The sequence below is a fragment of the Legionella sp. JM-2024 genome (genome assembly GCF_055389095.1).
In genome coordinates, this window is the sequence record NZ_AP039388.1 from 419,149 (window position 1) to 438,713 (window position 19,565).

Consider the following 19,565-nt stretch of genomic DNA (forward strand, 5'->3'; position numbering starts at 1 on the left):
AGATGGCACTACTAAAATCTAAACCGACGTCGCCTGGTAAACGAGGTGAGCTGCGTGTTGTACATCACAATATCCACAAAGGAAAGCCACATGCTGCATTAGTTGAGAAGCTAAAAAAGACAGGTGGAAGAAACAATCAAGGTAGAATCACAGTTAGACATATTGGTGGTGGTCAACGTCAAAAATATAGAATTATTGATTTTAAACGCAATAAGGATGGTATATCAGGTCGTGTTGAACGATTAGAGTATGATCCAAACAGAACTGCTTTAATTGCGTTAATTTCGTATAAAGACGGTGAGAAGCGCTATATTATAGCCCCTGCCAATTTAGAAGTTGGAGCTACCATTTTAAGCGGTGCTGATTCACCTATCAGTATTGGTAATTGTCTACCGCTTAAAAATATACCTGTAGGAACAACAATCCATTGTGTGGAAATGAAGCCTGGTAAAGGTGCTCAGTTGTTACGAAGTGCAGGATGCAGTGGACAAATAGTTGCAAAAGAAGGAACATACGCAACACTAAGACTTCGTTCCGGTGAAATGCGTAAAGTACATGTTTTATGTCGAGCTGTAATTGGTGAGGTAAGCAATAGCGAACATAGTCTAAGAGCTTTAGGTAAAGCTGGGGCTAAGCGCTGGAGAGGAATAAGGCCTACTGTTCGAGGTGTTGCTATGAACCCTGTTGATCACCCTCATGGTGGTGGAGAGGGACGCACTTCAGGTGGACGTCATCCTGTTTCTCCTTGGGGATTGCCTACGAAGGGATATAAAACTAGAAGCAATAAGCGTACTGACACATTTATTGTCAGAAGGCGTAAGAAGAAATAATTAATAAGAGGATATCAAGTGACTCGTTCCATTAGAAAAGGTCCATTCATTGACCATCATTTGATCAGCAAAGTAGAGGCTGCAATCGAATCAAAATCTAAGAAACCAATTAAGACTTGGTCTAGACGTTCTACAATCGTTCCAGAAATGATTGATTTAACAATAGCCGTTCATAATGGTAAGGACCATGTCCCTGTATTTATTACAGATAATATGGTTGGTCATAAGTTAGGTGAGTTTGCCATGACTCGTACGTTCAAGGGCCATTCTGGAGACAGAAAGGCTAAAGGCAAGTAAGAGGATATTATGGAAGTAACAGCTAAATTAAAAGGTGCTCCTTTATCCGCACAAAAGGGTAGATTAGTAGCCGATATGATACGCAACATGAATGTATCTGGTGCGCTTGATGTCCTCAAGTTTACACCAAAAAAGGGTGCTAAATTAATGCTTAAGTTATTAGAGTCGGCTATTGCAAATGCTGAAAATAATAATGGAGCTGATATTGATGATCTAAAAGTAGGTATGGTATGCGTTGATGAAGCAACAACTTTAAAACGTATTAGTCCCAGAGCTAAGGGTAGAGCAAATCGAATTTGCAAACGTACCTGCCATATTACTATTAAAGTGTCTGACGAGGAATAGCAATGGGACAAAAAGTTAACCCAATAGGTATACGCCTTGGAATTATTAAAGATTGGAATTCTAAATGGTTTGCTGGAAAGCGCTATGCTGAATTTTTAATTCAAGATATAAAACTACGCAATGACCTGAAAAAGAAATTGATGGCTGCTGCTGTTAGTAAAATTCTTATTGAACGTCCAGCTAATAATGCTGTTGTGACTATTTTAACAGCAAGACCTGGAGTTATTATTGGTAAGAAGGGTGGTGGAATCGAAACGCTGCGTAAAGAGATTTCCGATGACTTGGGAGTTCCAGTTCATTTAAATATTGAGGAAGTAAAAAAGCCTGAGCTAGATGCTACTTTAGTGGCTGAAGGAATTGCTCAACAATTAGAGCAACGTGTAATGTTTCGAAGAGCAATGAAACGAGCTGTGACCTCAGCACTTAAAGCTGGAGCAAAAGGTATTAAAATTTGTGTTAGTGGTAGATTAGGTGGAGCTGAAATTGCAAGAAGTGAGTGGTATAGAGAAGGAAGAGTACCACTACATACTTTCAGAGCTGATATTGACTATGGTACTGCTGAGTCTAAGACCACCTACGGAATTATTGGTGTAAAAGTCTGGATCTTTAAGGGTGAAGTTCTCCCACAAAAGAAAAGATCAACAGAAAGCGCCCAGTGAGTGAGGATTAAGAATTATGTTACAACCAAAGCGTACTAAGTACCGAAAGCAAATGAAGGGTCGTAATAGAGGCTTGGCTCTTAGAGGAAGTAAAATTAGTTTCGGTGAATTTGGTCTGAAGGCGATGGAACGTGGTCGTTTAACTGCTAGACAAATTGAAGCAGCGCGAAGAGCTATGACACGTCATATCAAACGCGGTGGCAAAATTTGGATTAGAGTATTCCCAGACAAGCCTATCACACAAAAACCTCTAGAAGTTAGGCAGGGTAAAGGTAAGGGAAGTGTAGAGTATTGGGTCGCACAAATACAACCAGGTAAAGTTTTATTTGAAATGGAAGGTGTTAGTAGAGAGCTTGCAATGGAAGCATTTGACCTTGCAAAAGCAAAACTTCCTTTCAAAGTGATGTTTGAAGAACGGACGGTAATGTAATGAAAAAAATAGATGAATTGCGCAATATGTCAGTTGAAGAATTGCAAAATGAATTGCTTTCATTACGTAAAGATCAATTTAATTTACGAATGAAGAAAGCGAGTGGCTCACTAGATAAAACACATCTGATCACTATGGTGCGTAAATCAGTGGCGAAAGTTAAAACAATCTTGACTGAAAAGGCAGGTAAGTGAAATGTCTACTAATAGTGAATCAAATGCCAGAACAATGATTGGAAAAGTAGTTAGCGACAAAATGGATAAAACTATTGTAGTGATGATTGAGCGTACTGTGAAACATCCTAAGTATGGAAAGATCATGAAACGAAGAACTAAATTGCACGCACATGATGAAAATCAAGTTTGCCGAGTTGGTAATACCGTAAAGATCCGTGAGTCACGACCACTCTCTAAAACGAAAAGCTGGGTATTAGTCGAAGTAATTTCATAAGTAACTTAATTGTTTTACTTTTAAAACCCTAAAAGGCCTGATATAATCAGCAGCCTTTTTCTGGTCGAAATTAGATCTGGAGAAAAAAATGATCCAAATGCAGACAGTGCTTGAAGTTGCTGATAACAGCGGGGCACGTAAGGTAATGTGTATTAAAGTACTTGGTGGATCACACAGACGGTATGCCCGTGTAGGTGATGTAATTAAAGTAAGCGTAAAAGATGCTATACCAAGAAGTAAAGTAAAAAAGGGTGCTGTAATGAGAGCGGTTGTTGTAAGAACAGCTCAAGGTGTAAGAAGAGATGATGGTTCACTGATTCGCTTTGATGATAATGCAGCAGTTCTTTTAAACAACCAAAACGAGCCAATTGGTACACGTATATTTGGCCCGGTTACTCGGGAGTTAAGAGAAAGGTTTATGAAGATAATATCTCTGGCTGCTGAGGTTTTGTGAGAAGGATTAGATATGAAACGTATTAAATCAGGCGATGAAGTAATAATAATTGCCGGAAAAAGTAAAGGTCATATAGGTAAAGTTCTAAGAGTAACTGATGAAGCCGTTGTTGTGGAAGGTGGTAACCTAATTAAGAAGCACATTAAACCTAACCCACAAAAACCCGAAAATAAGGGCGGTATAATTACACTCGAAGCTCCATTACATATTTCAAACGTTGCTCACTATAATCCCATTACAAAAAAAGCTGATAAAATAGGCTTTAAATATCTTGATAATAATGGTGTAAGCAAAAAAGTTAGATACTATAAATCTAACAATGAAATAATTGACCGTATATAATTAGGTGATTGAAATGGCGAGACTTAAAGAATTTTACAAAAAAGACGTCGTCACAATGATGATGAAACGGTTCAACTATTCAAGTGTTATGGAAGTGCCAAAGATTCTTAAAATAACTCTGAATATGGGTGTTGGTGAAGCTGTTGGCGACAAAAAGGTTATGAATCATGCAATTGAAGATATGACTTTGATTTCCGGCCAGAAGCCAGTGATTACTAAGGCAAAAAAATCAATTGCAGGATTTAAAATAAGAGAAGGTTGGCCAATAGGATGTAAGGTGACACTGAGAAAGGAACGTATGTATGAGTTTCTGGATAGATTAATTTCTATTACGTTACCACGTGTAAGAGATTTTCGTGGTTTAAACCCAAAATCTTTTGATGGTACTGGTAACTATAGTATGGGAATACATGAACAAATTGTGTTTCCTGAAATTGATTATGATAAAACGGATGGAATACGAGGATTGGATATCTGTATTACAACAAGTGCTAAAACAAATGAAGAGGCTAAGGCTTTGTTAGAAGCGTTTAATCTTCCACTGAAAGACAAAGATAGAAAATAAAAGGGTGAAATTGTGGCTAAAAAATCAATGCTGATGCGAGAGTTAAGGCGTGCAAAACTGGTCGAAAAACACAGACAACGCAGAAACGAATTAAAAAAATTGATTAAATCATCTGATGATTTCCAAGTAATAATGGATAGTCAGGCAAAACTTGCAAAGTTACCAGTCAACTCAAATCCTGTTCGCTATGTTACTCGATGCAAGCAATGTGGAAGACCACACGCAGTTTATCGCAAGTTTAATCTTTGCAGAATTTGTTTAAGACAACAGCTTATGGTTGGCAATATACCTGGTGGTAGAAAATCAAGCTGGTAAATTATTTTGATTGGAGAAGAATTGTGAGTATGCATGATCCAATTGCTGATATGCTGACTAGAATTAGAAATGGTCAACAAGCGAAACATCAGCAAGTAACATTAGTGTCTTCTAAATTAAAAGAAGAAATAGCTCGAGTTTTAAAGGAAGAAGGTTATATAGAAGATTATTTTATAGAAGCATTACCTAATGGGTTGAAATCCATTACTTTAAAGCTTAAGTACTATCACGGAAGACCTGTGATTGAACTTATAAAGCGGATTAGCCGTCCAGGTTTAAGGGTATATAAGTCTTATAAAGATTTAACTTCTATTCCTGGATTTGGCGTAGCAATTCTATCTACGTCAAAAGGTATAATGACCCATGTATCAGCAAAACTAAAAGGTGTTGGTGGCGAAGTCATTTGTGAAGTGGCTTAATACTTGCGAGGAATGATATGTCTAGAGTAGCAAAGGCCCCAGTAGTGCATTCCCCAAATGTTGATGTAACATTTGTTGATGGAGTTGTGACAGTAAAAGGGCCAAAGGGAACACTAACTCAAAAAATAAATAAGTTAGTTAATATTAAACATAGTAAAGAATCTAACAAATTAGAGTTTTCACCTGCCTCTAATGATCCAACTGGCTGGGCTCAAGCTGGTACAGCAAGAGCTTTGGTAAGAAATATGGTTCATGGAGTAACTGAGGGGTTTACAATAACTTTAGAATTAGTTGGTGTGGGGTATAGAGCACAGTCTAAAGATAAATCCATTAGTTTATCTCTGGGTTATTCACATTCGATTGAATATAGTCTTCCGAAAGGTGTTACAGTAGAAACTCCCAGTAATACAACCATTTTACTGAAAGGTGTTGATAAACAAATTCTAGGGCAAGTAGCTTCTGAAATTAGAGCATTTAGACCACCTGAACCCTACAAAGGAAAAGGTGTTAAGTATGCTGGAGAGCAAATTGCTCGAAAAGAAGCGAAAAAGAAATAGGGTGTAAACTATGAATAAGCATAACGCTAGAAACAGACGTGGATTAAAAGCTAAAGCCTTAATTCGAAAGTCAGGCCGATCAAGATTAGTTGTTTATAGAAGTGGTACTCATATTTATTCGCAAATTGTTAAGTCAGATCAACTTGGTGACAAAGTATTAGTTGTATCTTCAACTATCGATAAGGAATTAAGAGCAAGTTTGTCCGGTAAAAATAAAGTTGAGCAAGCCAATTTGGTTGGTCAATTATTAGGTAAACGAGCCAAAGAAAATGGTATTACTCAGGTTGCATTTGACCGAGCAGGTTATAAATATCACGGCAGAGTTAAAGCACTAGCAGAAGGTGCTCGCGAAGCCGGTTTAGATTTTTAAGGAACGATTATGTCATTCGATGAATTACCCAAGTCAGATGGATACCAAGAAAAATTGGTATCGGTAACTCGTACGGCTAAGGTTGTGAAAGGTGGACGAGTTTTTGGATTTGCCGTTTTGGTTGTTGTAGGTGACGGAAAGGGTAAAGTTGGGTTTGGAAGAGGTAAAGCTAGGGAAGTTCCAATAGCAATTCAAAAGGCTATGGATCAGGCTAAAAAGAATATGGTTTATATTCCTCTTTCTGGTACTACAATATTCCACGAGATTACATGGAATTATGGTGCATCTAAGATATTTATGAAGCCAGCAAGTGAAGGTACTGGAATTATTGCTGGTGGCGCTATGCGTGCTGTGCTGGAAGTTTTAGGTGTGCAAAATATTCTTGCAAAAAGTATTGGTTCAACCAATCCAAGTAATATTGTTCGTGCAACTATTGGTGCATTAACTCATATTGGTACACCTGACTATGTTGCAGCCAAGCGTGGTAAAACCGTTGACGAAGTAATGGCAGGCTAATTATGGGAAAAAAGATTAAAATAACTTTGGTTAAAAGTACAATAGGTAGAAAACCAAAACATATCGCTATAGCCAAGCAACTGGGTTTAGGCAAAACAAATTCAAGTGTAATCCATAGTGATACACCTGCAATTCGTGGCCTTGTAAATGCAATTAATTACCTGTTGCTGGTTGAGGAGAGTGCATAATGAATTTAAATTCACTATCACCTGATCTAGGTTCTAGGCCACCAAAAAAACGTGTAGGTAGAGGCATCGGATCTGGGCTGGGTAAAACATGTGGTAAAGGTCATAAAGGACAGAAGTCACGAGCTGGTGGTTATCATAAGATTAATTTTGAAGGCGGACAAATGCCTATTCAAAGACGTTTACCTAAAATGGGCTTTAAGTCTAGGGTAGGACGTACTATTGATGAAGTAAGCTTGGGTGAACTAGCTAAATTGAAGGATGAAGTAATCGATTTATCAGTTTTACGCAAAGCTGGGTTAATTAATAACTCGATTAAGGCTGTAAAGATAATTTTATCCGGTGAGTTAACATCAGCTGTTAAGCTTAAAGGTCTAAGAGTCACCAAGGGAGCTCGTTTAGCTATTGAGGGTCTGGGTGGCAGTATAGAAGAGTGACTATGAAAAACCAAAAGCATAACGGAAATAAATCACGTGGTGGATTAGCCGAACTAAAATCAAGGTTGATGTTTGTTGTTTTGGGAATATTAATTTATAGATTAGGGGCTCATATACCTGTCCCAGGTTTGGACCCTACGAAATTAGCTAATTTCTTTAGTGAACAACAAAATACAATATTTGGGTTGTTTAATATGTTTTCTGGTGGTGCATTGTCGCGTGTGACGGTGTTTGCAATTGGTATTATGCCCTATATTTCTGCGTCAATCATCATACAGTTGTTCTCTGTGGTTTCTCCAAAGCTTGAACAATTAAAGAAAGAAGGTGAGTCTGGTCGCAGAAAAATAAATCAGTATACCAGATACTTAACGCTAGTTTTGTCTATATTTCAATCTATGGGTATGGCTAGATGGCTCGCAAGCCAACAAATTGCTCTGCAGCCAGATTTTTCATTTTATTTTACTGCAGTTGTAACTTTGGTTACGGGTACGATGTTTTTAATGTGGTTAGGTGAACAAATTACTGAAAAGGGTGTTGGTAATGGTATTTCATTAATCATTTTTTCAGGTATAGTTTCCAGTATGCCGAATGCTATTGGGTCTGTTCTTCAGCAAGTTAAGGAAGGACAGATGCAAGCCTTGACTTTAGTTATAATTGCAGTGGTAGTAGTTGTAGTCACAGGATTTGTCGTATTTATGGAACGTGCTCAGCGACGAATTCGTGTTAACTATGCACAGAGAACGCAAGGTAGAAAGGTATATGCAGCGCAAACTAGTCATCTACCATTAAAAATAAATATGTCTGGTGTGATTCCACCAATATTTGCATCTAGCATTATATTGTTGCCGGCAACTTTAGCCCAATTTTTTTCACAAACTAAGGGTTTGGGTTGGTTGTCTGATATTGGAATGGCGTTATCACCCGGCCAGCCTTTATATTTGATTGTGTATGCTGCAGCGATATTGTTTTTTGCATTTTTTTATGCGGCCTTAGTATTTAATCCTAAGGACACAGCAGATAACCTGAAAAAGTCTGGTGCATATATTCCTGGAATTCGTCCAGGGGAACAAACGACTAAGTATATTGATTCAGTTATGACTCGATTAACTTTGGTGGGAGCGCTTTATTTAGTCTTAGTATGTTTGTTACCACAAATTCTAATGTATACATGGCATGTTCCGTTTTATTTTGGTGGAACATCGTTGCTGATTATAGTTGTTGTTATTATGGATTTTGTAGCTCAGGTACAAGCTCATTTAATGACCCAGCAATATGATTCTTTGTTAAAAAAGGCTAATTTTAGAGGTACTAAATTACCTGGTCTACTATGATTATATCGGAGTTAGGAATGAAAGTAAGAGCATCAGTAAAGCGAATTTGTCGCAATTGTAAAATAATAAAAAGAAGTGGCACTATACGAGTAATTTGTAAGGATGCCCGACATAAACAAAAGCAAGGTTAATAATATCTGCTTGATTTTATTTTATTAAAATAGTATCCTTCTGTCCCTTTCGACAGAACAAAATAACGTTCGGAGAAACTAATGGCTCGTATTGCAGGAGTTAACATACCTGATCATAAACATGTGGTAATCGCTTTAACAGCAATTTATGGTATTGGTAAAACAACATCATTAAAATTATGTAAATCAGTTGATATAGATCCTTCAGTTAAAGTTTCTCAATTATCAGATACTCAGCTAGAGGCATTGAGAACTGAAATTGCAAAAATTACTGTAGAAGGTGATCTTCGTCGTGTGGTAACAATGAATATCAAAAGATTAATGGATTTGGGTTGCTATAGAGGATTAAGGCACAGAAGAGGATTGCCGTTGCGCGGGCAGCGTACGAAGACTAATGCTCGTACCAGAAAAGGCCGTAGAAAAGGCACTAGTAGTTGATTTTTCATGTAGGAAAATAAAAGATGGCAATAACAAAGTCAAAGCAGCAAAAAACACGAAAAAAGGTAAAACGAGTAGTGTCTGATGGCATAGTGCATATACATGCATCATTCAATAATACTATAGTTACCTTTACAGATAGACAGGGTAACGCATTATGTTGGGCAACTTCTGGTGGCTCTGGATTCAGAGGTTCTAGAAAAAGTACTCCTTATGCTGCGCAAGTTGCAACTGAGCGAGCTGCTGCCGTTGCTAAAGAATATGGTATGAAATCTGTTGCAGTTTTTGTACATGGTCCTGGTCCTGGCCGAGAGTCCACTATTCGTGAATTAATAACCCAGGATTTTAAAATTGTTGAAATTACCGATGTTACAGGCATACCGCATAATGGTTGTAAACCGCCTAAAAAACGTCGTGTGTAAGACTCAGGAGTAATTAATGGCTAGATATCTTGGTCCTAAATGTAAATTATCACGTCGTGAAGGTTGTGATTTATTACTTAAAAGTGGTGTTCGTGATCATAAGTCCAAGTGTAAATCTGAAAAGTTGCCTGGACAACATGGTGATAAAAAGCCACGTTTGAATAGTTATGGAATACAGCTTAGAGAGAAGCAAAAGATTAGAAGACTGTATGGAATTCTTGAAAAGCAATTTAGTAACTATTACAAAAAAGCTGCTAGACAAAAGGGTTCAACGGGTGAAAACCTTATGGCTCTTTTAGAAAGACGTCTTGATAATGTTGTTTACCGTATGGGGTTTGCTAGCACGCGTGCTGAAGCTAGACAGCTGGTTGCGCATAAGGCAATACTCGTAAATGATAAAGTGGTTAACGTTCCTTCCTTTCTGGTTAATCCTGGGGACACTGTATCAGTTCGGCAAAAAGCTAAAAACCAAGGTCGCATTCAAGCTGCATTAGCTTTATCCGAACAGCGAGCTCCATGTGATTGGATTACTGTAGATAACGCCTCTTTTAAAGGCACATTTTCTACAGCTCCAACGTTAACTGATTTATCGTCAGACTACAACGTAAACCTTGTTGTAGAACTTTACTCTAAGTAAGCTCGGAGAGATAGCTGAATGTATACTGAAATCAATGAAATGTTGACGCCCAAGGTTCTTAAGGTACAGGCTGAATCGCCCTATAAAGCTAGAATAGTTCTAGAGCCTTTGGAGCGAGGTTTTGGTCACACCCTCGGCAATGCTTTGAGAAGAATCTTATTGTCATCCATGCCTGGTAGTGCTATTACTGAAGCCTCGATCGATGGCGTTTTGCATGAATATAGTACTATCGAAGGGGTACAGGAAGATGTAGTTGATTTGTTGCTTAACCTTAAATCAGTTGCTGTCAAATTAACTGTTGGAAATGAAGCACAAGTTACTCTTAATAAAGAAGGTCCTTGCCAAATTACAGCAGGAGATATACAACTGACTCATGGTCAGGAAGTTATTAATCCTGAACTTGTCATTGCCAACTTAAATGAAAAGGGTAAGTTAAACATGACCCTTAAAGTTGAAAGAGGAATTGGGTTTCATAACACTGATGCCTTTGTTCGGTATCATGATGATGAAATTGAGAAAAAGACTGTTGGTAAGCTAAAAATTGATAACAGCTTTTCACCAGTAAAAAAAGTAGCATACTTTGTTGATAGTGCTCGTGTAGAAAATAGAACGGATTTGGATAAACTCACTATTGAATTGGAAACGAATGGCACTATCGATGCAGAGGAAGCAATAAGAATCTCCGCTAGCATATTGCAGAGACAACTTCATGCATTTGTTGATATGAAGTTTGAGGAATCACGTACTGATAACAAAGAACGTAATGATTTTGATCCTGTTTTGTTGCGTTCAGTGGATGATCTAGAGTTAACTGTTCGATCAGCTAATTGTTTGAAAGCTGAAAATATTCATTATATAGGCGATTTAGTTCAAAGAACGGAAAGTGAGTTATTAAAAACTCCTAATCTTGGTAAGAAGTCATTAACCGAGATTAAGGATGTTTTGGCATCACGATCATTATCGCTGGGAATGAAACTTGAGAATTGGCCGCCAGCAAACCTTGGCGAGTAATATTTAGGAGTTTTTGTTATGCGTCATCGTAATTCAGGCCGTAGTTTTAGCCGTACAAGCAGCCACCGCAAGGCTATGTTTTCTAACATGTGTTGTTCTTTAATTGAGCATGAGTTAATTAAAACAACTTTGCCAAAAGCGAAAGATTTACGTCGATATATTGAACCTTTAATTACTGTAAGTAAATCTGATTCAGTAGCATCACGTCGACGTGCTTTTAATATTTTACGATCTAAATCAGCTGTAGGTAAATTATTTACTGATTTAGGTCCACGTTTTGAAAAACGACCTGGCGGATATATTCGTATTATTAAGTGCGGATATAGAGATGGTGATAATGCTCCTATGGCCATTGTTGAATTAATGGATAGGCCTGTTGTCAGTGATGAAACTGAAGAATAGTACAGGTTAGTTTTATCTTCTTTGAAAAGCCCGCATAATGCGGGCTTTTTGTTTATCATTCAAAAGGGTATATCATCGTCCAGTTCATCAAAGGCATCTTGTGCAGTAGAGGCTTGGTTTGTTTGATATTTTGCTGAGCTTTTCTGAGGAGCTGCAGATGCTTGAACTTGAGGCATATCTTCATAGCCAGTCGAGCTACTCCCTTTGCTATCAAGCATTTGAATATCAGTAGCAATGATTTCAGTTGTGTATCTGTCCTGGCCCTGTTGATCTTGCCATTTTCTTGTCCTCAGACTTCCCTCAACGTAAAGTTTGGAGCCTTTACGAATATATTCACCTGCTATTTCGCCTAAGCGATTAAAGCAAACGACACGATGCCATTCGGTTCTATCTTGTTTTTCACCAGTAGTTTTATCCTTCCATGTTTCACTGGTGGCAACAGAAAGAGTTGTAACAGCGTTTCCATTGGGTAAATAGCGTACCTCGGGATCGGCACCTACATTACCCACAAGTATGACTTTATTTATTCCTCTTGCCATCGAAATGATCTCCTGTATGCGAAAGTTAGTTTGACATTATACCCAATTTAAGAATTATTTCGTAGCAATCAAATGAGAATGAATTTATCAACCTAATTTAGACTGATAGATAATTTTTTCGGCGCTGCCAGGCAAGTATTGTTCATTATCTATTCGAATATAAAGTATCAGCTCTTCTTCAACTAACGCTATTTCCTTAACACCGGGAAGTTTTAAGAGTTTTTTAACAATCAAGTTTGGTTGCTGATTCTCTGCCGTGTAGCGCAGAACTAGGGTAGAAAAGTAGACATTTGGTTTCATGCTCAACGAAATAATAAGCCATATGCAACCTAAGAGCATGTTAATTAAAAAAATGGCTTGATTATTGTGCCACTGATATAGGACACCGGCTAGCGAACCCCCAAAGAAAATTCCTAAGAATTGGCTGGTCGAATAGATACCCATTGCCGTGCCTTTGGTATTAGGGCTGGCCTGCTTTGATACTAAAGAAGGTAATGTCGCTTCCAATACATTAAAAGAAACGAAATAAATAAACATTAATAGGCATAACCAATACCAATTCTGCGAAGTCCATGCAAGTAGGCCTTGTGTTAATGAGGTGAGCATAACAGATATAATGAATACAGCCTTTAAGAGTTTTTTTCTCTCTGAAATAATTATAAACGGTATCATTAACACAAATGAGAATAACATTAGTGGTAAGTAGAAATGCCACTGTTGATCTAACTGTCCATTCTCAACCTGGTATTTCAGGAGCATTGGTATAGAAAAGAAAGTTGAGGTAAGAATAAAATGTTGACAAAAAATCCCAAAATTAAGACGCTGCAGATGTAGGTTATGTATTACGGGCTTAATCAATGATAGATTAGCTTCGCTATCCGCATGAAATTTTTCTTTAACGGGATTAGGGATAATTAGATAAAGCAGGATAATGCCCAAAATAGCTAAAATTGTGGTGAGATAGAATATCCCTGACAGTCCATAGTAGTGTGTTATGGCTGGGCTGATTATCATAGCAAGGCTAAAAGATGTCCCAATCGTCAGGCCTATTACCGCCATTGCTTTGGTGCGATGCTCCTCCAGGGTTAAATCGGCAAGAAGAGCGATTAATACACTACCTATAGCACCTGCACCTTGGAGTATTCTAGCTATTATCATACCATTGATTGAATCAGTTACTGCCCCTAATAAACTTCCACTGGCAAATAGCAATAAACCTACGGTGATCATGGGCTTTCTACCTATTTTATCCGAGAGCATACCAAAGGGAATTTGCAGCAATCCCTGAGTTAATCCATAACTACCTAGGGCAAAACCAATTAATGTCGGGGTCGATCCATTTAGGTGACCTGCATAGAGGGTGAAAACCGGGATAAGTAAAAATAACCCTAATAAGCGAAAAGAGAATATCGCTGCAATAGGAAAAACAGTTTTGTTCCAGGAATACTTCATTCATTGCAAACTTAAATAATGTGGTGTGCAGATGGTACAAAGTTAGTGCTTTGGAAACAAGATAAATTGTGAAATTCAGATTTATAGAATGGTATATAACCATTGACAGCATAACAGATTATCGGTAGTTTGATGACATTTTATACTATAGGGTTATTGTATGACTTCGTTTGTATTTTCAGGAAAGGTGGGGTTAATCACTGGTGGTGCTCGTGGAATAGGAAAAGCAACTGCATTAAAGTTGGCACATGCTGGCTGTGATATTGCTATCGTTTATTATAATAGCTCAGATGAGGCATTAAGCTTGGTTAATGAAATTAATAATTTAGGCAGAAAAGCAATTGCTCTACAGGCTGATGTGGCTGATCATCAATCTGTAAAAGGAATGTTTGTTCAATTCAGGGAACATTTTAATCATTTAAATTTTTTAGTTAGTAATGCTGCGAGTGGGGTACTTAAACCCGCTTTGAAAATGTCAACTAAACATTGGCGCTGGTGTTTAGAGACGAATGCTTTAGCATTGAACCATTTAGTTACCGAAGGTCTTGATTTGATGCCAAAGCATAGCAGGGTTATTGCTTTATCTAGCCTTGGTGCGTCAAGGGCAATTCCAAATTATGCTTTTATTGGTGCTTCCAAAGCAGCACTAGAGGCTTTGGTTCGTTCGCTTAGTCTTGAATTGGCCAGTTATGGTATTACTGTGAATACAGTTTCTGCGGGGGTAGTTGATACGGATGCTTTGAAGCATTTTCCCAACAGAGAACAGCTTCTGGATGAATATCAGGCCCATGCTTTGGCGGACAGACCGTTAACACCGGGAGATGTAGCCAATGCTATCTATTTGCTTTGCTTGCCTGAAGCAGCGATGATTAATGCTCATACCCTATATGTTGATGCCGGCTATAGTCAGGTTGGCTAGTAGATGATAAAAATAATTTTTGTGATATAATTTCAAGCTTTGCAAGAGCTTTGTTGGTTCAGAGGATAAAATATGAATGTAGCTGAAGTTTACCCTAAGGTTAGGGAAATTGTTGCTGATGTATTAGTGATTGATGAAGATGAAGTTTCCCTAAACAGTAGCTTGATTGAAGACTTGGGAGCGGAATCCATAGATTTTCTGGATTTAGTTTTTCAGTTGGAAAAAGAGTTTAAAATTAAAATTCCAAGAGGCCAGCTGGAAAAAAATGCACGTGGTGAGTTGGCTGAAGATGAGTTTGAGAAAGGTGGTGTTTTAACAACCTTGGGATTGCAAGCCTTGAAAAATTATTTGAGTGAAGTCCCTTCAGATCGTTTTAAAACAGACATGAAAGTTAATGAGATACCCATGTTGTTTACCGTTGAAACCTTTTGTAAGTTGGTTATTTCAGCAATAGCACACCAGCAAACAGCGGAAATTGTGGCCTGATGCGGTTTTTATTTGTTGATCGCATTATGCAATTGTCTCCCGGTGAATGGATTAAGGGGATAAAGCATATAACAAGAGACGATGCGTACTTAACCGTTGATGACCAAGGAAGGCTTTGTTTTATGCCTTCTTTAATTGGTGAAACACTAGGGCAATTGGCTGCATGGAATGTGATGCAGCACAATAAATTTACCTTAAGGCCAGTAGCCGGCGTGGTTTCCAGTGCACGGCTGCATCGTCCAGCTTATGTTGGTGAAACGCTATTGCTTGAATCAAATATTGACGCACTTGATGATAGGGCAGTTCAATATCATAGCATTGCGAAAGTAGGTAATGATGTTGTTTTTACTATTGAAGGTGCTTTAGGCCCTTTGCTGCCTATGGCAGATTTTATTGGATCAGATGAGATCAGACAGCAGTATTTAGAGATTTACCGACCAGGTGATTGGTTTTCTGTTTCTGCTAATACGAATTTGGATATTTTGAAAGAAGAGATTCGATCTGATTATGAACGTATTAACTCTTCCATGCAATTTGATAGAATCCTTGCATATGAACCTGGTGTAAGCATGATGGCTGAAAAAAGGATAACTCGTGCGGCATCGTATTTCCCGGATCATTTTCCTAACAAACCAGTTTTGCCGATGACTGTACTTTTGGAATGCCAATTGAATTTAGCTAAGAAATTTATTGCTAGAGCAGGGTATGATAAGGCCTATCAAGTGAGTGAATTACGAAAAATTAAAATGAATGAGTTTGTTCAGCCTGGAGATGTAGTTATTTGCCATGTCAAAGTTAAGCAACAGACTGAACAAGAGCTAATACTGTCATATAGGTGTGAGGTTGATGGCAAGAGGGTTTGTGTTGTCGATGTAGTGCTTATCTCCAAGGGTTAATGAGATTATGAAACGACGAGTTGCTATTACAGGTTTAGGAGCTGTTTCACCGCTAGGGAATGATGTGTCCACTACTTGGAATACTTTAATTGCAGGGCATTCCGGAGTTGATGTGATTAAACAATTTGATGCCAGTGCTTTTCCTGCATATATTGCAGCGGAAGTAAAGAATTTCGCACCTGATGTGTCTTTGTCTGGTAAACATACCCGCTTTGCCATGTCATTTACTCATTTTGCTTTGGAGGCCGCGCGCCAGGCTTTTGAGGACGCTTCTATATTACCTACCAAACAGACATCAGCACGTTGGGGAATAGTCACTGGCAGTGGAATGATGACTTCTGAGTTTGACTATTTGCAACGTTTTCAACAAACTTGTGCTGAAGATGGTGAGATTGATTGGGGAAAGTTGCAAGCCAATACAAGGGATTTTTATAAGTTAGTTGATTTTGGCAAAACCACCTCAAACTCTGGTCTGTCTTTGTTAATACAGCATTATGGAATTACTGGTTATGCCTCTTCAGTTCATACGGCTTGTGCTTCGGGTGGTCAAGCATTAGGGTTGGCCATGCAGGTTATTCGCCGAGGCGAAGCAGATTACATGTTGGCTGGTGGATTTGATTCTATGATTAATCCATTGGGTTTATCAAGCTTTTGTCTTTTAGGAGCTCTATCAACTTATAATGATACTCCGCAAACAGCGAGTAGACCTTTTGATGCAACACGTAATGGTTTTGTATTAGGAGAGGGTGCTGCATTTTTGATTCTTGAAGAATGGAGTAAAGCAAAAGCACGTGGAGCAAGAATTTATGCTGAATTAGCTGGAGAAGGAAATTCTTTGAGTTCCTATCGGATTACCGATTCACACCCAAATGGTGATGGTGCTATCCAGGCAATTGAACGAGCACTTGTGGATGCAGGAGTGCAACCACGAGATGTGGATTATATTAACGCACACGGTACATCAACCAAAATGAATGATTTGAGCGAAACCAATGCAATCAAGGTTGTGTTTGGAGAGAGAACTGCAAATTTACCCGTCAGTTCCACCAAGAGCCAAACCGGTCACTTAATTGCCGCTGCTGGTGCTCTTGAAGCGGTGCTGTCTGTTAAGTCAATAGAGCAAGCACAAATTCCTAAAACAGCAAATTTAGCAAATCCTGATCCTGAATGTGATTTGGATTATGTTGTTGATGGACCTCGTGAAAAATCGTTAGGGGTAGTATTATCTAATTCATTTGGTTTTGGAGGTTCCAATAGCTGTTTGTTATTTAAGCATCCAGAATTTGAAGAGGCAGATAAATGAGTCAAGCTAATAGAGTATTTATCACAGGTCGCAGTGCCTTAACTGCTTCTGGTGCTACAGCCGATGAAACTTGGAATACCGTACTGGCAGGTCAATGCGCAATTGACGCGATTAATTATTGGGACTTGTCCAAATGGTCACATCGTTTAGGTGGGGAAATCAAGGATTTTCAACCCGCCAAGATGTTACCTGATAGAAAATTGATAAAAGTGATTTCCCGGCAGGATGCAATGGGGATTAATGCAGCAGTGCAAGCCGTAGAGCATAGCAAAATGATTGCTCATAGGGATAGTCTTGATAACGCTGATTTATTTAATGAGCAAACAGCAGTTTATGTTGGTTCTCCAGGGAATAAGTACTTTCAACAATATGACTTTTTACCTTTGCTCGCTAAGACTCATGGAGATATGCGTAGTTTTGGAGGTCAGTTGTTTGATGAAGTACATCCAATGTGGCTATTAAGGATTTTGCCTAACAATGTTCTTGCTTATACAGGAATAACTTACGGTTTTAAAGGTCCAAATCATAATGTGACGAATCATGCTGTAGGTGGCACGCAAGCTCTTTTAGAGGCATATCATGCCATTCGTAGCGGGCAAGCTGAGCGTGCTGTTGTTGTGGCCTATGATATAGGCACAGAACCTCAAGCATTATTTTATTATGAAAAATTAGGTGTTGTGAGCCATCGTCATTTGAAACCATTTGATAAAGATCATGATGGTACTATTCTTGCTGAAGGTGCGGCTGCCTTAGTTTTGGAAAGTGAAACCAGTGCCAAATCTCGTGCAGCGGCTTGCTATGGTGAGATAATTGGTGGTTTATCAGCCAGTGAAGCAGCAGGATTATTTTCCATTGAAGCAGATGGCCAACATTTGACAGCCTTAATGGAACAAACATTGATAGCATCAGAAGTGAATCCTGATGAAATAGGTCTTGTAGTAACACATGGCAATGGAAACAGTAAATCAGATGATAGTGAAGCCGAAGCCATTAAATCGGTATTTAATCAATATGAGATTCCTGCTACTGCATTTAAATGGTCTATGGGACATACTCTATGTGCTTCTGGTATCCTGGATGCTGTGTTGACCACCTATGCTCTTGAAACCAGGTGTGTACCAGGTATCGCTAATTTGCAACAAATTGCATCAGCGTGTGAAGGGTTGTCAATAACTCGAGAGCATCGAGCCATAAATTCTAAACCTTATGCTATGATGATCAATAGAGGGTTTGCCAGTATGAATGCCTGTTTGGTGATCAAAGCCTGTGGATAGTTTAGCTCAACAAATCAAAGCATTACCAATTACGATAGCTGGTCGCCTCATCTATTTGTTTTTCCCATATAGACGCCGATTAATTTTTTCAAATATTAACCAAGTTTATAACAATCGACTTAATAAGTCTCAAAAGAAGCATTTAGTAAAATCTTATTATTCACATCTTGCAACGTCTTTAAAAGAAGCGATACAACTAAGATTTATCAGTGAAAAAAAATTACGAGATCGAGTCGAAGTAATTGGCCATGAAAAGATGTTAGCAGTCGTAGCACAGCAAAAAGGTGTTTTGGTTGTTACTGGTCATTTTGGTAATTGGGAGTTTGCTCCCTTGGGTGGCGTGTTAAATTTCAAAGAATTCAAAGGGCAATTTCATTTCATTAGACGTACCTTGCGCTTTAAGTTCATTGAGCAAATTATGTTTAAAAATTACTATCAAGCAGGCTTAAATGTTATTCCCAAAAAAAACTCTCTGGAACAAGTTTGCATGGCTCTAGAAAAAAATCATGCTGTAATTTTTGTATTAGATCAGCATGCATCATTAGTCAATAGAGATGGAATAGCAGTAGAGTTTTTTGGAAAAAAAGCAGGTACATACAGAAGCCTGGCTACAATATCTCGTCATACTGGTATTCCAGTAATACCAGCAGCCAGTTATAGGTTGCCCAATGGTAAGCATGTTTTAGAGTTCCATGATCCCATCTCTTGGAAAGATTATAAAACAACACAAGAATCCTTATATCATAATACCTTGGCATATAATCAGGCTTTGGAAAAGATTATTTTGAAGCATCCTGAACAGTGGAATTGGATGCATAGGCGTTGGAAACTCTCCTGAAAAGCTGTATTTTCTTAGTCGTTGGCGCCCTTGTTAAATATAGCGTCTTTTAATGTTAACCTTAACTGATTTGTTCGGTTAATTATACCATATGGGTATATACTGCTCACGCTGGGTTATTATACATCCGCTTCCTTGTTCGAATATAGTTGACACGTAAAATAACCAGCTATACTGTGCAGTATATGAACTCTATTTTTAAACACGGCTTATGAATGATTACGTATTTTTTGTATCTTGTAAGACGAATGCACCTTTGAAATACCGGAGGTATTCAGAGTGCTTCTGGATTTAGAAAGGATGATTGAATCTTGA

General features: G+C 38.3%; 32 protein-coding genes. 30 read left to right on the forward strand and 2 right to left on the reverse strand.

The window, feature by feature from the left end; all coding sequences use genetic code 11:
* Positions 1-2 precede the first annotated feature (2 nt).
* The 24 genes from rplB to rplQ all read left to right on the forward strand — a co-directional run bounded on the left by rplB (position 3) and on the right by rplQ (position 11,543).
* Complete coding sequence (gene rplB, locus ACZ5EK_RS01755; RefSeq protein ID WP_464431083.1) at positions 3-830, forward strand: 50S ribosomal protein L2; 828 nt, start codon at positions 3-5, stop codon at positions 828-830.
* A gap of 18 nt (positions 831-848) precedes the next feature.
* Complete coding sequence (rpsS, locus tag ACZ5EK_RS01760) at positions 849-1,127, forward strand: 30S ribosomal protein S19 (RefSeq protein ID WP_464426225.1); 279 nt, start codon at positions 849-851, stop codon at positions 1,125-1,127.
* Positions 1,128-1,136: 9 nt separating this feature from the next.
* Positions 1,137-1,472, forward strand: a complete 336-nt coding sequence (rplV, locus tag ACZ5EK_RS01765; RefSeq protein WP_010946083.1) for a 50S ribosomal protein L22 — start codon at positions 1,137-1,139, stop codon at positions 1,470-1,472.
* A 2-nt stretch (positions 1,473-1,474) separates the two neighbouring features.
* A complete protein-coding gene (rpsC, locus tag ACZ5EK_RS01770; RefSeq protein ID WP_464431084.1) occupies positions 1,475-2,131 on the forward strand; it encodes a 30S ribosomal protein S3 in 657 nt (218 codons plus the stop codon).
* A 16-nt stretch (positions 2,132-2,147) separates the two neighbouring features.
* Entirely contained in the window at positions 2,148-2,561 is a 414-nt protein-coding gene (gene rplP, locus ACZ5EK_RS01775; protein WP_464426227.1) for a 50S ribosomal protein L16, read from the forward strand.
* A complete protein-coding gene (gene rpmC / locus ACZ5EK_RS01780; RefSeq protein ID WP_010946086.1) occupies positions 2,561-2,755 on the forward strand; it encodes a 50S ribosomal protein L29 in 195 nt (64 codons plus the stop codon). Before rplP ends, rpmC begins: the two co-directional genes overlap by 1 nt.
* A 1-nt stretch (position 2,756) precedes the next feature.
* Positions 2,757-3,011 carry a 30S ribosomal protein S17 gene (gene rpsQ, locus ACZ5EK_RS01785; RefSeq protein WP_010946087.1) on the forward strand — a complete coding sequence of 85 codons (255 nt, stop codon included), beginning with the start codon at positions 2,757-2,759 and terminating at the stop codon, positions 3,009-3,011.
* A gap of 88 nt (positions 3,012-3,099) precedes the next feature.
* Positions 3,100-3,465 (forward strand): 50S ribosomal protein L14, encoded by a 366-nt coding sequence (rplN, locus tag ACZ5EK_RS01790; protein ID WP_010946088.1) that lies wholly within the window; start codon positions 3,100-3,102, stop codon positions 3,463-3,465.
* A gap of 12 nt (positions 3,466-3,477) precedes the next feature.
* Complete coding sequence (gene rplX, locus ACZ5EK_RS01795; protein ID WP_464431085.1) at positions 3,478-3,807, forward strand: 50S ribosomal protein L24; 330 nt, start codon at positions 3,478-3,480, stop codon at positions 3,805-3,807.
* Between the two features lie 13 nt (positions 3,808-3,820).
* On the forward strand, positions 3,821-4,372 hold the full coding sequence (gene rplE / locus ACZ5EK_RS01800) for a 50S ribosomal protein L5 (protein ID WP_464426231.1): 552 nt from the start codon (positions 3,821-3,823) through the stop codon (positions 4,370-4,372).
* A 12-nt stretch (positions 4,373-4,384) separates the two neighbouring features.
* Entirely contained in the window at positions 4,385-4,687 is a 303-nt protein-coding gene (rpsN, locus tag ACZ5EK_RS01805) for a 30S ribosomal protein S14 (RefSeq protein WP_464426232.1), read from the forward strand.
* Between the two features lie 29 nt (positions 4,688-4,716).
* Positions 4,717-5,106: a 30S ribosomal protein S8 gene (gene rpsH, locus ACZ5EK_RS01810; protein WP_464427626.1), complete on the forward strand. Its 390-nt coding sequence runs from the start codon at positions 4,717-4,719 to the stop codon at positions 5,104-5,106.
* A 17-nt stretch (positions 5,107-5,123) separates the two neighbouring features.
* Positions 5,124-5,663: a 50S ribosomal protein L6 gene (gene rplF, locus ACZ5EK_RS01815; protein ID WP_464431086.1), complete on the forward strand. Its 540-nt coding sequence runs from the start codon at positions 5,124-5,126 to the stop codon at positions 5,661-5,663.
* A 10-nt stretch (positions 5,664-5,673) separates the two neighbouring features.
* Complete coding sequence (gene rplR, locus ACZ5EK_RS01820; RefSeq protein ID WP_464426234.1) at positions 5,674-6,033, forward strand: 50S ribosomal protein L18; 360 nt, start codon at positions 5,674-5,676, stop codon at positions 6,031-6,033.
* Between the two features lie 9 nt (positions 6,034-6,042).
* Complete coding sequence (rpsE, locus tag ACZ5EK_RS01825) at positions 6,043-6,549, forward strand: 30S ribosomal protein S5 (protein ID WP_464431087.1); 507 nt, start codon at positions 6,043-6,045, stop codon at positions 6,547-6,549.
* Between the two features lie 2 nt (positions 6,550-6,551).
* Entirely contained in the window at positions 6,552-6,737 is a 186-nt protein-coding gene (gene rpmD, locus ACZ5EK_RS01830) for a 50S ribosomal protein L30 (RefSeq protein ID WP_464431089.1), read from the forward strand.
* Positions 6,737-7,171 (forward strand): 50S ribosomal protein L15, encoded by a 435-nt coding sequence (gene rplO / locus ACZ5EK_RS01835; protein WP_464431091.1) that lies wholly within the window; start codon positions 6,737-6,739, stop codon positions 7,169-7,171. The genes rpmD and rplO overlap by 1 nt, the downstream gene beginning before the upstream one ends.
* Before the next feature lie 2 nt (positions 7,172-7,173).
* Complete coding sequence (gene secY / locus ACZ5EK_RS01840; protein ID WP_464431093.1) at positions 7,174-8,502, forward strand: preprotein translocase subunit SecY; 1,329 nt, start codon at positions 7,174-7,176, stop codon at positions 8,500-8,502.
* 17 nt (positions 8,503-8,519) lie between these two features.
* Positions 8,520-8,633 carry a 50S ribosomal protein L36 gene (rpmJ, locus tag ACZ5EK_RS01845; RefSeq protein WP_010946099.1) on the forward strand — a complete coding sequence of 38 codons (114 nt, stop codon included), beginning with the start codon at positions 8,520-8,522 and terminating at the stop codon, positions 8,631-8,633.
* 81 nt (positions 8,634-8,714) lie between these two features.
* Entirely contained in the window at positions 8,715-9,071 is a 357-nt protein-coding gene (gene rpsM, locus ACZ5EK_RS01850; RefSeq protein WP_464426239.1) for a 30S ribosomal protein S13, read from the forward strand.
* A gap of 23 nt (positions 9,072-9,094) precedes the next feature.
* Complete coding sequence (gene rpsK / locus ACZ5EK_RS01855; RefSeq protein ID WP_010946101.1) at positions 9,095-9,493, forward strand: 30S ribosomal protein S11; 399 nt, start codon at positions 9,095-9,097, stop codon at positions 9,491-9,493.
* Between the two features lie 16 nt (positions 9,494-9,509).
* Positions 9,510-10,130, forward strand: a complete 621-nt coding sequence (gene rpsD / locus ACZ5EK_RS01860; RefSeq protein ID WP_464426240.1) for a 30S ribosomal protein S4 — start codon at positions 9,510-9,512, stop codon at positions 10,128-10,130.
* An 18-nt stretch (positions 10,131-10,148) separates the two neighbouring features.
* Entirely contained in the window at positions 10,149-11,141 is a 993-nt protein-coding gene (locus ACZ5EK_RS01865; protein ID WP_464431095.1) for a DNA-directed RNA polymerase subunit alpha, read from the forward strand.
* An 18-nt stretch (positions 11,142-11,159) separates the two neighbouring features.
* Entirely contained in the window at positions 11,160-11,543 is a 384-nt protein-coding gene (rplQ, locus tag ACZ5EK_RS01870) for a 50S ribosomal protein L17 (RefSeq protein ID WP_464431097.1), read from the forward strand.
* A 59-nt stretch (positions 11,544-11,602) separates the two neighbouring features.
* On the opposite strand, the gene ssb is transcribed toward rplQ, so the two are convergent.
* Together ssb and ACZ5EK_RS01880 are read right to left on the reverse strand one after the other, a co-directional pair.
* On the reverse strand, positions 11,603-12,082 hold the full coding sequence (gene ssb / locus ACZ5EK_RS01875) for a single-stranded DNA-binding protein (protein WP_464431099.1): 480 nt from the start codon (positions 12,080-12,082) through the stop codon (positions 11,603-11,605).
* Between the two features lie 87 nt (positions 12,083-12,169).
* Positions 12,170-13,534, reverse strand: a complete 1,365-nt coding sequence (locus tag ACZ5EK_RS01880) for an MFS transporter (protein WP_464431100.1) — start codon at positions 13,532-13,534, stop codon at positions 12,170-12,172.
* A 160-nt stretch (positions 13,535-13,694) separates the two neighbouring features.
* On the opposite strand from ACZ5EK_RS01880, the gene fabL reads away from it, so the two are divergent.
* The 6 genes from fabL (at position 13,695) to ACZ5EK_RS01910 (ending at position 19,250) form a co-directional block, all read left to right on the forward strand.
* The gene (gene fabL, locus ACZ5EK_RS01885) at positions 13,695-14,453 is read left to right on the forward strand and encodes an enoyl-[acyl-carrier-protein] reductase FabL (protein ID WP_464431102.1); all 759 of its coding nucleotides are present in this window, start codon (positions 13,695-13,697) and stop codon (positions 14,451-14,453) included.
* Positions 14,454-14,525: 72 nt separating this feature from the next.
* Positions 14,526-14,939 (forward strand): acyl carrier protein, encoded by a 414-nt coding sequence (locus ACZ5EK_RS01890; protein ID WP_464431104.1) that lies wholly within the window; start codon positions 14,526-14,528, stop codon positions 14,937-14,939.
* The gene (locus ACZ5EK_RS01895; RefSeq protein ID WP_464431105.1) at positions 14,939-15,835 is read left to right on the forward strand and encodes a 3-hydroxyacyl-ACP dehydratase FabZ family protein; all 897 of its coding nucleotides are present in this window, start codon (positions 14,939-14,941) and stop codon (positions 15,833-15,835) included. Before ACZ5EK_RS01890 ends, ACZ5EK_RS01895 begins: the two co-directional genes overlap by 1 nt.
* 7 nt (positions 15,836-15,842) lie before the next feature.
* The gene (locus tag ACZ5EK_RS01900; protein ID WP_464431107.1) at positions 15,843-17,138 is read left to right on the forward strand and encodes a beta-ketoacyl-[acyl-carrier-protein] synthase family protein; all 1,296 of its coding nucleotides are present in this window, start codon (positions 15,843-15,845) and stop codon (positions 17,136-17,138) included.
* Positions 17,135-18,412: a beta-ketoacyl-[acyl-carrier-protein] synthase family protein gene (locus ACZ5EK_RS01905; protein WP_464431109.1), complete on the forward strand. Its 1,278-nt coding sequence runs from the start codon at positions 17,135-17,137 to the stop codon at positions 18,410-18,412. The genes ACZ5EK_RS01900 and ACZ5EK_RS01905 overlap by 4 nt, the downstream gene beginning before the upstream one ends.
* Positions 18,405-19,250 (forward strand): lysophospholipid acyltransferase family protein, encoded by an 846-nt coding sequence (locus ACZ5EK_RS01910; protein WP_464431111.1) that lies wholly within the window; start codon positions 18,405-18,407, stop codon positions 19,248-19,250. Before ACZ5EK_RS01905 ends, ACZ5EK_RS01910 begins: the two co-directional genes overlap by 8 nt.
* The last annotated feature ends 315 nt before the right edge of the window (positions 19,251-19,565 follow it).

Coding starts and splice junctions, on each gene's coding strand:
- rplP (WP_464426227.1), top strand. CDS start 2,148: ATGTTACAACCAAAGCGTACTAAGTACCGAAAGCAAATGAAGGGTCGT.
- rpmC (WP_010946086.1), top strand. CDS start 2,561: ATGAAAAAAATAGATGAATTGCGCAATATGTCAGTTGAAGAATTGCAA.
- rplX (WP_464431085.1), top strand. CDS start 3,478: ATGAAACGTATTAAATCAGGCGATGAAGTAATAATAATTGCCGGAAAA.
- rpmD (WP_464431089.1), top strand. CDS start 6,552: ATGGGAAAAAAGATTAAAATAACTTTGGTTAAAAGTACAATAGGTAGA.
- rplF (WP_464431086.1), top strand. CDS start 5,124: ATGTCTAGAGTAGCAAAGGCCCCAGTAGTGCATTCCCCAAATGTTGAT.
- rpsQ (WP_010946087.1), top strand. CDS start 2,757: ATGTCTACTAATAGTGAATCAAATGCCAGAACAATGATTGGAAAAGTA.
- ACZ5EK_RS01900 (WP_464431107.1), top strand. CDS start 15,843: ATGAAACGACGAGTTGCTATTACAGGTTTAGGAGCTGTTTCACCGCTA.
- rplQ (WP_464431097.1), top strand. CDS start 11,160: ATGCGTCATCGTAATTCAGGCCGTAGTTTTAGCCGTACAAGCAGCCAC.
- rplO (WP_464431091.1), top strand. CDS start 6,737: ATGAATTTAAATTCACTATCACCTGATCTAGGTTCTAGGCCACCAAAA.
- rplE (WP_464426231.1), top strand. CDS start 3,821: ATGGCGAGACTTAAAGAATTTTACAAAAAAGACGTCGTCACAATGATG.
- ssb (WP_464431099.1), bottom strand. CDS start 12,082: ATGGCAAGAGGAATAAATAAAGTCATACTTGTGGGTAATGTAGGTGCC.
- rpsM (WP_464426239.1), top strand. CDS start 8,715: ATGGCTCGTATTGCAGGAGTTAACATACCTGATCATAAACATGTGGTA.
- rplN (WP_010946088.1), top strand. CDS start 3,100: ATGATCCAAATGCAGACAGTGCTTGAAGTTGCTGATAACAGCGGGGCA.
- rpsD (WP_464426240.1), top strand. CDS start 9,510: ATGGCTAGATATCTTGGTCCTAAATGTAAATTATCACGTCGTGAAGGT.
- fabL (WP_464431102.1), top strand. CDS start 13,695: ATGACTTCGTTTGTATTTTCAGGAAAGGTGGGGTTAATCACTGGTGGT.
- ACZ5EK_RS01865 (WP_464431095.1), top strand. CDS start 10,149: ATGTATACTGAAATCAATGAAATGTTGACGCCCAAGGTTCTTAAGGTA.
- secY (WP_464431093.1), top strand. CDS start 7,174: ATGAAAAACCAAAAGCATAACGGAAATAAATCACGTGGTGGATTAGCC.
- rplB (WP_464431083.1), top strand. CDS start 3: ATGGCACTACTAAAATCTAAACCGACGTCGCCTGGTAAACGAGGTGAG.
- rpsK (WP_010946101.1), top strand. CDS start 9,095: ATGGCAATAACAAAGTCAAAGCAGCAAAAAACACGAAAAAAGGTAAAA.
- rpsH (WP_464427626.1), top strand. CDS start 4,717: ATGCATGATCCAATTGCTGATATGCTGACTAGAATTAGAAATGGTCAA.
- rpsC (WP_464431084.1), top strand. CDS start 1,475: ATGGGACAAAAAGTTAACCCAATAGGTATACGCCTTGGAATTATTAAA.
- rplR (WP_464426234.1), top strand. CDS start 5,674: ATGAATAAGCATAACGCTAGAAACAGACGTGGATTAAAAGCTAAAGCC.
- ACZ5EK_RS01895 (WP_464431105.1), top strand. CDS start 14,939: ATGCGGTTTTTATTTGTTGATCGCATTATGCAATTGTCTCCCGGTGAA.
- ACZ5EK_RS01880 (WP_464431100.1), bottom strand. CDS start 13,534: ATGAAGTATTCCTGGAACAAAACTGTTTTTCCTATTGCAGCGATATTC.
- rpmJ (WP_010946099.1), top strand. CDS start 8,520: ATGAAAGTAAGAGCATCAGTAAAGCGAATTTGTCGCAATTGTAAAATA.
- rplV (WP_010946083.1), top strand. CDS start 1,137: ATGGAAGTAACAGCTAAATTAAAAGGTGCTCCTTTATCCGCACAAAAG.
- ACZ5EK_RS01905 (WP_464431109.1), top strand. CDS start 17,135: ATGAGTCAAGCTAATAGAGTATTTATCACAGGTCGCAGTGCCTTAACT.
- rpsE (WP_464431087.1), top strand. CDS start 6,043: ATGTCATTCGATGAATTACCCAAGTCAGATGGATACCAAGAAAAATTG.
- ACZ5EK_RS01890 (WP_464431104.1), top strand. CDS start 14,526: ATGAATGTAGCTGAAGTTTACCCTAAGGTTAGGGAAATTGTTGCTGAT.